The sequence below is a fragment of the Micromonospora sp. NPDC049523 genome (assembly GCF_040676775.1).
Lineage (GTDB): Bacteria > Actinomycetota > Actinomycetes > Mycobacteriales > Micromonosporaceae > Micromonospora_G.
Genome location: NZ_JBFAPP010000018.1, coordinates 33,218 through 44,850, shown reverse-complemented (window position 1 = coordinate 44,850; position 11,633 = coordinate 33,218). Strand labels below are relative to the sequence as shown.

The 11,633-nt window shown below is 71.6% G+C and carries 9 protein-coding genes; 4 read left to right on the top strand and 5 right to left on the bottom strand.

Going from position 1 to position 11,633, the window contains the following annotated elements; genetic code table 11:
• Positions 1-51: 51 nt before the first annotated feature.
• Genes AB0J90_RS25405 through AB0J90_RS25390 form a run of 4 tightly spaced genes read left to right on the top strand, consistent with a single transcriptional unit; the run spans position 52 to position 5,442 of the window.
• The gene (locus AB0J90_RS25405) at positions 52-1,389 is read left to right on the top strand and encodes a glycosyltransferase family 4 protein (RefSeq protein ID WP_363599821.1); all 1,338 of its coding nucleotides are present in this window, start codon (positions 52-54) and stop codon (positions 1,387-1,389) included.
• Positions 1,386-2,588, top strand: coding sequence for a glycosyltransferase family 4 protein (locus AB0J90_RS25400; protein WP_363599819.1), 1,203 nt, complete (start codon positions 1,386-1,388; stop codon positions 2,586-2,588). Before AB0J90_RS25405 ends, AB0J90_RS25400 begins: the two co-directional genes overlap by 4 nt.
• On the top strand, positions 2,585-3,775 hold the full coding sequence (locus AB0J90_RS25395) for a glycosyltransferase (protein WP_363599817.1): 1,191 nt from the start codon (positions 2,585-2,587) through the stop codon (positions 3,773-3,775). Before AB0J90_RS25400 ends, AB0J90_RS25395 begins: the two co-directional genes overlap by 4 nt.
• A complete protein-coding gene (locus tag AB0J90_RS25390; protein WP_363599815.1) occupies positions 3,742-5,442 on the top strand; it encodes a hypothetical protein in 1,701 nt (566 codons plus the stop codon). Before AB0J90_RS25395 ends, AB0J90_RS25390 begins: the two co-directional genes overlap by 34 nt.
• Here the strand turns inward: AB0J90_RS25390 and wzy are convergent.
• The 5 genes from wzy to AB0J90_RS25365 form a co-directional block, all read right to left on the bottom strand.
• Positions 5,439-6,752, bottom strand: coding sequence for an O-antigen polysaccharide polymerase Wzy (wzy, locus tag AB0J90_RS25385; protein ID WP_363599813.1), 1,314 nt, complete (start codon positions 6,750-6,752; stop codon positions 5,439-5,441). The two genes, AB0J90_RS25390 and wzy, sit on opposite strands and share 4 nt — an antisense overlap.
• Entirely contained in the window at positions 6,743-8,071 is a 1,329-nt protein-coding gene (locus AB0J90_RS25380; RefSeq protein WP_363599811.1) for an oligosaccharide flippase family protein, read from the bottom strand. Before AB0J90_RS25380 ends, wzy begins: the two co-directional genes overlap by 10 nt.
• The gene (locus AB0J90_RS25375) at positions 8,068-8,841 is read right to left on the bottom strand and encodes a class I SAM-dependent methyltransferase (protein WP_363599810.1); all 774 of its coding nucleotides are present in this window, start codon (positions 8,839-8,841) and stop codon (positions 8,068-8,070) included. Before AB0J90_RS25375 ends, AB0J90_RS25380 begins: the two co-directional genes overlap by 4 nt.
• A gap of 108 nt (positions 8,842-8,949) precedes the next feature.
• Complete coding sequence (locus AB0J90_RS25370) at positions 8,950-10,731, bottom strand: ATP-binding protein (RefSeq protein WP_363599808.1); 1,782 nt, start codon at positions 10,729-10,731, stop codon at positions 8,950-8,952.
• A complete protein-coding gene (locus AB0J90_RS25365; RefSeq protein WP_363599806.1) occupies positions 10,728-11,438 on the bottom strand; it encodes a response regulator transcription factor in 711 nt (236 codons plus the stop codon). Before AB0J90_RS25365 ends, AB0J90_RS25370 begins: the two co-directional genes overlap by 4 nt.
• Between the last annotated feature and the right edge of the window lie 195 nt (positions 11,439-11,633).

Below are 11,633 nucleotides of genomic sequence, written 5' to 3'. Positions count from 1 at the left end.
CGTCCCGACCCTCCACCCCGTCCCCGACCCTCGTTCCGGAGAGGACCGACAGTGGCAGGACTGCGCATAGCCATCCTGTACAAGCACCGGCAGAGCGGCCGGTGGATCCTTCCGCAGTTGGAGGAGTTGCGCCGCCGCGACCACCAGGTGATGGTGGTGCTGCCACCGGGCCCGGGACCGCTGCCGGCGGAGCTGGCCCGGCGTGGTTTCGAGGTGGTCGAATCGCCGTTCGACTTCCGCTTCCGGCCCAACCTGGCGACCCTGCGCGGGCTGTGGCGGCTGCGCCGGCTGCTGCGCGACCTGCGCCTCGACATCCTCAAATACCACCTGTACGCCTCCGCCCTCGCGGCCCGGTTCACCTCGGTCGGGCTCCGGCTGGGCCGGGTGCACGTGGTCGTCGGCCCGCTGTTCCTCGAATCCCGCCTCATCCGTACGGTCGAACGCTGGCTCTGGCGCGCGGACGACGTCATCATCTGCGGCACCGACTACACCTCCCGCCAGTACGGCGCCCTCGGCGCCCCGCCGGAACGCCGCCCGTCGACCACCCCCGGCATCGACACCGGCCACTTCAGCCGGGAGCGCTTCGTCGCCGAGCAGCGCTTCCGGGCTCGCCCGTCCGCCACCACCTCGCAGACGGAGACCGATCAGCGGGTCGTGGCTGCCGGGCAGCACGTGGTCGCGCAGCAGCGGACCGGCGGGCAGCGCCCCGGCACGGCCGGGCCCGCACCCGAGGGGCCGACCGCGGCCGAACTGCGGGCCAAGATCCGGGCCGAGCTGGGCATCGCCGAGGACGCCTTCGTCGTGGTCATGGTCGCCTACGTGTACGCACCCAAGCGGTTGACGTACCACGGGCGGGGGATCAAGGGCCACGACATCCTGCTCCCCGCGTGGCAGGCGTTCCAGGCCCGGCACCCCCGCGCCCACCTGCTGCTGATCGGTGGCGGGTTCTCCGCGACCGGGGAGACGCACCGCCGGGAACTGGTCCGCCGGTTCGGGGTCGACGCGGACCCGAGCATCACCTGGCTCGAATCGGTGACCGAGGTACGGCCGTACTACAACGCGGCCGACCTGAGCGTCAGCCCGTCCCTGTCCGAGGGGCACGGCGCCCCGGTCGAGGCGGGCGCGATGAGCCTGCCCAGCATCGTCAGCGATGCCGGCGGGCTGCCCGAGGTGGTCGACGAGACCAGCGGCTGGGTGGTGCCGGCAGGGCAGGCCGGGCCGCTGGAGGCGGCGCTGGGGGCCGCGTACCGGGAGTTCGACGCCGGGGTGCTGACCCGCCGGGGCGACGCCGCCCGCGAACGCATGGTCAAGTTCTTCGACCACCAACCGGCGGCCGAGATGATCGCCGACATCGTGGAACGGACCGCGAACGGGGTGCGATCGCGATGAGAGTGGTGGTGACCACCGAGACCCGGTTCTCCCGTACGCCGGACGGCTCGGTCTGGACCCCGGACGGTCCCGCGTACCCGTTCTTCAGCCGCTACCTCGCGGCGTTCGACACCGTACGGGTGGTGGCCCGACTCCAGCACGTCGACGAACCACCCGCCGACGCTCACCGGGTCGACGGTCCCGGTGTCGAACTCTGGCCGGTGCCGCACTACGTCGGCCCGCGCCAGTACCTGGCCCGCTGGCGGTCGATCCGGCAGGCGGTCTGCGCCGCCGCCCAGCCCACCGACGCGGTGATCCTGCGCGTACCGTCGCCGACCGGTTCGATGCTGGCCGGCTGGCGGGAGCGGCAACGGCTGCCGTACGCGGTCGAGGTCGTCGGTGACCCGTACGACGTGTTCGCCCCCGGTGTGGTGGACCATCCGCTGCGGCCGTTCCTGCGGCAGTGGGGCACCACCCGGCTGCGCCACCTGTGCCGTTCCGCGGGAGCGGTCGCCTACGTCACCGAGCGCCATCTCCAGTCCCGGTACCCGAGTCGGCCCGGTGCGGTCAGCACCGCGTACTCCAGCGTGGACCTGCCCGAGGACGCGTTCGTGCCCGGTCCCCGGCAGGTCGAGCAACCGCCGGAGCCGGGGACGCTGATCTCGATCGGTTCGCTGGACCAGCTCTACAAGGGCATCGACACCGTGATCGAGGCGCTCGCCCGGCTCGCCGGCACCGGCGTCGCCCCCCGGTTGGTGCACCTCGGCGACGGGCGGTTCCGCCCCCGCCTCGAACAGTTCGCGGCGCGGGCGGGGGTGGCCGACCGGGTCAGCTTCGTCGGCACCGTACCGGCCGGTGCGGCGGTCCGCGCCCACCTCGACGCGGCGGACCTGGTGGTCATGCCGTCGCGTACCGAGGGTCTGCCCCGGGCGTTGATCGAGGCGATGGCGCGAGGCCTGCCGGCGGTCGGTTCCACCGTCGGCGGCATCCCCGAACTGCTCGCCGACGTCGACATGGTGCCACCCGACGACCCGGACGCCCTCGCCGAGGCGATTCTCCGGTTCCTCACCCAGCCCGGACGGCTCAGCGCCGCATCGGCCCGCAACCTGAGCCGGGCCCGGGACTACTCGCTCGCCTCGCTGCGCCCGCGCCGGGACCTGTTCTACCGTGGCGTACGGGACGCGGCCACGAGCCGGACACCGGTGGGTGGTCGCGCGTGACGAGTTCCCGAGCGGCGCAGACCCGGCGTGGCCTCAAACCGATCCGGCAGCGGCAGCGCCCACAGCCGGCCGTGGCCGACCCGACCGTACGGGTGGCACACGTGATCGGCTGGCTGGACCGGGGCGGGGCCGAAACCGTGTCACTGGACCTCTGCCGCGCGATCCCGCCGGACGACGTACGGCAGACCTTCGTCACGCTCAACGGGCGTGAAGGCAAGCTGGCCGACGACTTCCGGGGCGCCGGGGCCGAGGTGGCACAGTGCCCGGTCTCCCCGCTGCCCACGTTCGGCCCGCGGCTGTGGCGCTGCCTGCGGCAGATGCGACCCGACGTGGTCGTCTCGCACGTCAGCCTCACCAGCGCGGTGATCCTGCTGGTGGCCCGCCTCGCCGGGGTGCCGGTACGGATCGCCAGGTTCTGGAGCGAGGGCGACGGTCGACCCGACACCCGTTACCGCCGGATCCGGCGGGCCCTGCTGCGCCGGCTGCTGCCTCGGGTCGCCACCGACGTGCTGGGCGTGACCACGGCGGCGCTCGCCTTCGCCGGCCCGCCGACCGGGGACGCCCGCTACCGAGTGCTCTACAACAGCGTCGACCCGGCCCGGGTAAGGGGCTGGGAACGGTCAGCGGCCCGGTCCCGCTGGCAGTTGCCGACGGACGTGCCGGTGCTGGCGTACCTGGGGCGGTCGGCACCGGAGAAGAACCGGCCGTTCCTGATCGAGGTGCACCGAGCCGTACGCGCCCGGTGGCCGGACGCCCGGCTGTTCGTGGTCGGTCCGGGCGGTCCCGACGACCTGGTCCGGGCGTACCCGGAGATCGTCGACGATCCACTGGTCGTGCTCGCCGGTGAGACCGACGAGATCGCCTCGGTGCTCGCCGCGAGCGACGTGCTGCTGCTGCCCTCGCGGCGGGAGGGGCTGCCGGGTGTGGTGCTGGAGGCACTGGCCGCCGGGGTTCCGGTGGTCGCGACCGACCTGCCGTGCCTGCGCGAGGTGCAACCCCGCGTACGCGGGCTCGCGCTGCTGCCGCTCGCCGACGGCCCGTACCGGTGGGCGGACGCGGTGGCGGCCCAGATCCAGCTCGGCCCGGTCGCCCGCGAGGAGATCCGCGCGAGCCTGCATTCGTCGCCGTTCCTGCTGGCCAACGCCGTCGCCCAGTGGCGGAGGCTGTGGACGGTCGGTCGCCGATGATGTCGGCGCGGATCGTTTCCGACGGTGACGGGCCAGGGGAGGGCACCGACGACGCCACGGTCGAGCGGGCGGGCTCGACCCGTACCGTCGAGGCCCCGCGCTCGGCGGGCCGGACCGGGCCGGCGGGCCGGACCCGTCCCACCGGCCGCGGCCGGCGGTCGGGCCGTACCGGCCCGGACACCGTGACCTGGGCGCTGGCCGGTGGGCTGGTGTGCGCGGTCAGCCTGGTGCTGGTGATCATCGACGACGGGATGCGGCACTGGTTCGTGCTCCCGGTCACCGCCTGCGGTGCGCTGATCGCCCTCGACGTGGTCGGCTGCGTCCGCCGCCAGCTCGACGTCTTCGACCCGCAGGCCCTGCTCGGCCTGCTCGGGCTGCACTTCTTCTACCTGGCCCCGATCCTGCACGTGACGCTCGACCACTGGGGACTGTTCGTCAACCCGCCGACCGAGTGGCGCGACGCGCTCGGGGCGATGGCGATCCTCAACCTGATCGGCCTGCTGATCTACCGGTGGCTGCTGTCGTTCCCGGTCCGCGGCCGGCACACCGCCTGGGGGCCCCAGCTCAACCTGTCCCGGTTCTACCTGGTCGGCTCGCTGGCCGTGGCCGCCGGGGTGCTCGCGTTCGGCTTCGAGATCGTGGTGTTCGGCGGCCTGAGCGGATTCCTCGCCGTGATGACGCAGGGTCGTGACGCGCTCAGCGGCATGGGCTGGCTGCTGATGCTGGCCGAGTCGTTCCCGCTGATCGGCTTCGCCCTGGTCCTCGTCCGGTGGCGGGAGGTGCTGGCCCGACGGCGTTCCCTGGTGGTCTGGCTGCTGATCGGTCTGGCCCTGGTCCAGTTCATGGTCGGTGGTCTGCGCGGCAGCCGGAGCAACACCGTGTGGCCGATGCTGCTCGCCCTGATCCTGGTGCACCTGATCGTCTTCACCATCTCGCGCAAGGCGCTGCTGGTCTGTGGCCTGATCTTCGTGCTGTTCATGTACCTGTACGGCCTCTACAAGAGCGCCGGTGTCGAGGTCGTCGACGTCGTACGCGGTGACCGCAGCATCGAGGAGATCTCCTCGGAAACAGGGCGTGACCTGCCGAAAGTGCTCCTCAACGACCTTGCCCGAGCCGACATGCAGGCGGTGCTGCTGGAACGCAAGCGGCACGGTGACGGCGAACTGGGGTACGGCGTGACGTACCTCGGTGCGGTCACGCTGATGGTGCCGGGTTGGCTGCTGCCGGAGCGCCCGACCACCAAGCTGGTCATCGGCACCGAGGTCCTGCTCGGGCCGGGCAGCTACGACCGGGACAACGGCCAGTGGGCCACCCGGATCTACGGCATCGCCGGCGAGGCGATGCTCAACTTCGGTCCGGCCGGGGCGGTGTTGTCGTTCGTCCCGCTCGCGCTGCTGGTCCGCTGGTCCCGGCGGCTGTACCGGCGGGCCCGGGACCAACCGGACCTGGTGCCGAAACTGCTCGCCCCGTCGCTCGGCATCGCCAGCGTGCTGGTGCTCAGCAGCGACCTGGACAACATCGTGGTCTTCCTGCTCGGCCGGTTCGTGCCGCTGGCGGTGGTGGTGCTGCTCGCCTTCACCGTGCCCGGGCGGGTGGCCGGCACCGGACCGAAGCGGAGTTCCGGTCGGGCGGCACACGCCAGGGTCGACCTGCGGGTGCTCCACTAGGACGCACCTCCGGTCGCCCGTTTCGCTCGGGCGAGCACGGCGGCGGGCCGGTTACCACCGATCCTGCCCGGGCTGGCACCGATCCTGCGGGCCGGCCCGGTGGCGCGCGCCGGGCTACGACGACCGGGAGCGTACGTCCGCAGCACCTTGCCGGACAGGTGCAGCACCCCGTAGAGCACGGCGCCGTACACCAGCGTCTTCACCAGCGCGAAGCTCTCGCCCCGGAAGTTGTACATCCAGGTGACCGTGAACAGCACGCTCGCGTACGTGTAGAAGCCGCCCCGGACGGCCCGGTTGACGAGGAAGCGTTGCACGGCGGTCAACGCGGCGAAGACGACGGGAATGCCGACCAGGCCGAAGTTGAGGTACGCCTCCGCGGTGAGCGAGAAGCCGTAGCCGCCGGGGGAGCCGGGGGCGTACGAGTCGACCAGCCACTGGGCGAGTGCGTACTGGGGACCGATGGGCAGCACACCCTGCACCGCGTCCCAGTACGTCCCGCCGTGCGCGAACGGCAACTGGTGCGGCACCAGGCTCATCACGTACGTGTCCGGGAACATCACCGTGCCCTCGTTCAGCGCCCGGGTGGTGCCGATCCCGACGCCGGGGCTGCGGATGCTGGCCAGGAACGTGGCGAGGACGACGCCGGCGACACCGATCAGCGCCAAGCGCAGCGACATGGCGCGGCGGCGGAACAGTTGGACGTGCAGCAGGACGCTGAACAGCGCGAAGAGGAAGTCCCGCTCGTTCGTGGCCAGGCAGTAGCCGACGTAGCAGGCGACGTTCACCGCGTACGCGACGGTGCCGAGCCGGGTCGACCGGGCGGCGAAGTAGAGCGAACAGGCCATGGTCTGCAACAGCAGGTAGTCGTAGTGCCAGGGACCGGCGAGGGTGATCCGGTCCAACTTGTTGCCGGCGAGCATCGCCGGACCGTGCAGGGCCACGATCGTCAGGGCGTAGAGCGCCAGCGCGAGCAGGAACGGCACGAGCAGCGGGAGGCGGTGCTCGGGTTGGTCGATCCGGGTCCGGTCCAGCGCGCCCCGGCGGACAGGAACGACGACCCCCACCACCAGCATGGCGAGGAAGGCGAGCAGCAGACCGAACGACGCCGCGCCGATCTTGTCGATCGCGATGCCCGGATAGATCTCCCGACCGAGTACGTGGTTGAGCGCCGGGCCGAGGCCGAAGAAGGCGAAGTAGCCGGCCAGGTACGGCAGCACGTCCCGGCGCCCGGATCGCAGCAGTAACAGGACGGGAACCGCTACGGCTCCCGCGACACAGGCCCAGATCACCGTGGTGCTGTTCAGGTCCACGGCCGTCCTTTCAGGGCACGGCGCAGCATCAGCGCCTTGAGCGTGCCGTCGCCGGCCACCGTCAGCACCACGGTCCAGGCGGCGCCGTCGAGCCCGTAGCGGGGAATCAGCAGGTACGCGGCGAGCACGGTCAGCAGCAGGGTGGCGACGCTCGCGGTGAACTGGTTGCCGAACCGGTGCAGCGCCGACAGGGCGGTGCCGACGACGAAGACCGCCCCGCTGAGGGCGGCCACCACGGTGAGCAGGGTCAACACCGACGCGTGTCGTGCGTACTCGGCGCCGTAGACCAGGTCGAGGGCGGGTCGGCCGAGCATCGCGGCCGCGCCGACGGCGAGTCCGCCGATGGCGAGCGTGGCCAGGACCAGTCGCTTGACGAGCCGGGTGAGCGCGGTGACCTGGCCGTCCGCGTACAGGTTGGACATCCGGGGCAGCATGGTCTGGGCGACCGCGGCGAAGATGGCGTTGGCGGCGAGTACGACGTACCCGATCGCGGCGAAGATGCCCAGCGCGGCCGTCCCCAGTTCGTGTCCGACCAGGTAGCGCGGCAGGTTGATGGTGAACGAGGCGAGGCCGGAGGCGATGCCGAGGGGAAGGGCGAGCGCCGCCAGGCTCACCAGCCGCCCGCCCGGCCCACGCTCGGAGGCACTGTCGCCGGCCGGGTCGACGCTCCGGCGCAGCGGGCGCGCGGCGACCAGGCAGTAACCGACCGCGCCGAGCGCGGATCCGGCGACCGAGCCCAGCACCGCCCACGCCACACTGCCGGTGAGCAGGAGCAGCGTCGTCACGGCGAGCACCGTGGCGACCCCGTTGAGGATCATCGAGAGGCTGATGCTGCGCATCCGGCCGTGCCGCTGGAAGAGGCCGAGGTAGATGTCCCCGATGCCGTCGAGTGCCTTGGCGATGCCGACCAGCACCACCACCACGGCACCGCCCGAGCCGACGAAGGCGGCGATGATCGCGATCACCACGGTGGCCACGACCATGCCGAGGACGCGCAGCCGTAGGTAGTCGACGAAGCCGAAGCGCGACCGCGCGTCGGTCACCTGCACGGTCCGCAGGGCGAGGCTGGCGACCAGGAGGACCGGTGCCGCCACGGCCAGGCCGAGTGCGTACTGGCCGACCATGGCCGGGTTGCCGTACCTGGCCAGGACGACGATCACCACCCACTGGGCCAGGGAGGCGACCAGGATGCCGAGCAGGCTCCAACTGATCTGCCCGGCGACGGCACTGGAACGCCCGGCGACCGTACCGGCACGGCCGGTGACGGGCGGGGCGCTGGCGGGGGTCGCGGTGCTGGCCGCGGGGCCGTCGAGGATCATCCGGGTTGTACGCCGGTGGCCCAGATGTTCGCCGACCACGGCCACCCGTCCGGCAGTAGTCCACTGCAGGCGTTCCAGGTGCGGGCGGCGAACCGGTACGAACTGCCGGACAGGTCCGGCCGGACCCGGGAGTTCGGCATCGTCGGTCCGCCGCTCACCCCGGTCACGATATCGACCAGACCCGCGCTCGCGAACGCTGTACGCAGCGAGTCCTCCGACATCACCCGCAGGTTGTGGGTGGCGAGCGTCTCCGGGCTGAACCGGCGCAGGAGCGCGACCAGTGCGGGGTGCGCGTAGTTGGGGACCGTCACCGCGGCGACCCCGCCGGGGCGGAGGAAACGCCGGTGGTGCGCCATGATCTCGCCGGGCTCTTCGAAGTGTTCGACCAGGCCGAAGGAGAGGACGAGGTCGACCGGCGGCAGTTCGGCCGTACGCACGTCGCCGAGTCGCAGGTTCGCCGGTACGCCGGCCGCGTGCAGGAGCCGTCGCGCGGTCTTCAGGCCCTCGGGAGCGAAGTCGAGCCCGTGGTAGGTGTGCATCGGCCGCAGTTGGTGCAGTTGCAGCAGCATGCTGCCGGGGGCGCAGCCCAGTTCGAGTACGTCGACCGGGCCCTCACGGCCGGTGCTGTCGAGCAGGTCGGCCAGCAACTGGTGCCAGGTCCGGGTGGCCTTGAGCCGCTGCTTGACCCGGCTCGCCACCCCGCCCGACCTGGGCTGGCTCCACAGTTGGTCCCAGGATTCGGTGCTGGTCAGATCCGTCGAACTTTTCATCGCCGTCCCCCTTCCGGCGGTCGCCCCGGCCGGATGTTTCGGATCCGTGTTCCGATCACTCAACCGGTCGAAAGCGGATCAAATCGCTATAAAGGGTTTTACCACCCATTAGCGAGGGAGGGATCCTTTTCGGTCATCGGGGACGAGTGGGGAGGGCAGAACGATCCGGAAGGTCGTACCGGCGCCCAGTTCGCTGGTGACCACGATGGTGCCGCCGTGGTCGGTGACGATCTGCCGGGTGATGGCGAGCCCGAGTCCGCTGCCGCCGGTACCGCGCCCGCGGGCCGAGTCCGCCCGCCAGAACCGGTCGAACACGTGCGGGAGTGCGTCCGGGGCGATCCCGGAACCGTCGTCGGCCACCCGTACCAGGGCAGCCGCCGTACCGGTCCGGGCGCAGTGCAGGGTGACGTTGCCGCCCACGGCGGTGGCCCGCAGCGCGTTCGTGATCAGGTTGCCCACCACCTGGCGCAACCGGTCGGGATCGGCGTAGACGAGCACCGGCTCGGCGACCACCCGCAGCGTGATCCCGGCCGCCTCGGCCAGCGCCAGGTGCGCCGTACGGCAGGTCTCCAGCAACTCGGCCAGGTCGACGTAGACCCTGTGGTACGCCAGCGTGCCCGCCTCGGCCAGGGCCAACTCCTGGAGGTCGTCGACGATCCGCTGCTGGAGTACCGCCTCCTCGTGCAACGAGGCGAACAGCTCCGGATCGGGCGTGATCACCCCGTCCTTGAGCGCCTCCAGATAACCGCGCAGGTTCGCCAGCGGGCTGCGCAGCTCGTGCGCGACGTCGGCCACCAACCGGCGCTGCCGCTCCTCGCCGCGTTGCAACGAGTCGGCCATCTGGTTGAACGAGCGACCCAGCTCGGCCAGCTCGTCGCGACCCTCCACCGGCACTCTGCCCCCGAGGTCGCCCCGACCGAGCCGCTGCGCGGCGGCGGTGAGTCGGCCGATCGGGCGGAGCACCCGGTGGCTCAGCAAGGCGGTGCAGAGGATGGCGACCCCGGCGACCCCGGCCACCCCGGCCAGCATCGGGCCACTGGTCAGCGCCGCCCCGGGGTCGCTCGCCGCACCGAGGTAGAGCCGCACCGGCTGCGGTGCCACGTCGTTGATCTGCAGGTCGAAGACCTGCGTCAGGCAGCTCACCTGGTCCTCGGTGGTCCCGGTGCCACCGTCGGTCGATCCCTGCGGCGGCTTCGTCGGTGTCACGGGGCGCCCGGTCTCCGCGCCCGACTCGCCGTGGACGAGTGGCAGCAGGGCGTCCATCGGGGCGCCGCAGTCACCGGCCCTGGCGATGTCGGCGGCGATGTCCCGGCCGGCCTCGGCGGTGCCCACCCGGCAGTTGTCGACCACCACCGGATCCGGCTGCGGGTTGTTCGGACCGGCCCCGAACACGGGCATCCCGAGCGCGCCCGGGGTGCTGGTCACCGCCAGCCCCTCCCGGGTGAGGCAGGCCGCGAAGAGCACCCCGGAGCGGTAGTTCCCGATCGCCTTGACGGTGCTGGAGGCCAGGCTCGCGGTGGGCACGTTGGCCAGTGACAGGGTCGGTCGCGGGTTGACCACGGCGGTGAGCGGGCCGAGGGGCCGGGTGGCCTTGGCTGGGTTGTCCTGGGTGTCGGAGTCCACCAGCACCACGAAGTCCGTCTCCAGGCGGATCCGCTGACCGGTGTCCTGATGCAACCGCTCGACCAGCGTGGGTACGCCCTCCCAGGTGCCCTGCCGGCTGGCGTACGCCTTGAGTTCGGAGCTGATCATGTCGACCTGGGCCTCGTCCGCGTTGGCCGTGGCGCTGAGCTGCTGCCGGGCCTGCCGAAGGGTCAGCCAGGCGGTCGCGGCGGTGGCGCTGAGCGCGACGAGCATGACCAGCCCCAGCACCCGGAACCGGAAACTCACGGCGTGGCCGCCGCCGGGACAGCGAGGTCGGAGAGGCGGTAGCCACGGCCGAAGACGGTCTGGACGTACCGGGGTTCGGTGGCGTCGGCCTCGATCTTGCGGCGCAGGTTCATCACGTGTACGTCGACCGTGCGTTCGAGGACGTAGTGGTCGAACCCGAACGCCCGGTCGATGATCTGGGCCCGGGTGAACGCCCGGCCCGGCTCGCTGGCCAGCACCTCCAGGATGCCGAACTCCTTGGCGGTCAGGGTGATCGGCCGGCCCTCGATCCGTACCTCGAACCGCCCGGCGTCGATCTCCAGGTCACCGACCCGCAGCACCGCCTGGCCGCCCGCGCTGACCACACCGGCCCGGCGCAGCAGCGCCCGTACGCGTGCCGCCAGCTCACGCGGGCTGTACGGCTTGGTCAGGTAGTCGTCCGCGCCCAGATCGAGGCCGAGCAGGATGTCGTCCTCGGTGGTACGGGCGGTCAGCAGCAGGATCGGCAGGTCCGACTCGGCCCGCAGCACCCGGCACACGTCCAGCCCGTCGACCACCGGCATCATCACGTCGAGCACCACCAGGTCGGGCCGGCGGGCGCGTACCTGGTCGAGCGCGGCGCGGCCGTCACCGACCAGCAGGACGCTGTGTCCCTCGCGTTCGAGGTAGATCCGAACGAGGTTTGCCTGCTTACGATCGTCCTCGGCAACCAGGATCCGCGCGCCCATGACTCCCCATCCTGACGGGTAACGGTCGCACGGATTCAACCGGTGACCCGTTAAGTAATCGTGAAGACAGGATGCGGAAGCCATATGACACCGGACGTCCGCTTTGACGCACGGTGAGGCAACCGCTTCTTGATCGGTTCTTCACACCCGGCCACCTACGGTAGCCCGCATGTCGGTACGTCAGCTACAGGGCAG

Bases quoted from the DNA above. Each gene is read 5' to 3' on its own strand.
- AB0J90_RS25375 (WP_363599810.1), bottom strand. From the start codon at position 8,841: ATGAAAAGTTCGACGGATCTGACCAGCACCGAATCCTGGGACCAACTG.
- AB0J90_RS25400 (WP_363599819.1), top strand. From the start codon at position 1,386: ATGAGAGTGGTGGTGACCACCGAGACCCGGTTCTCCCGTACGCCGGAC.
- AB0J90_RS25365 (WP_363599806.1), bottom strand. From the start codon at position 11,438: ATGGGCGCGCGGATCCTGGTTGCCGAGGACGATCGTAAGCAGGCAAAC.
- AB0J90_RS25380 (WP_363599811.1), bottom strand. From the start codon at position 8,071: ATGATCCTCGACGGCCCCGCGGCCAGCACCGCGACCCCCGCCAGCGCC.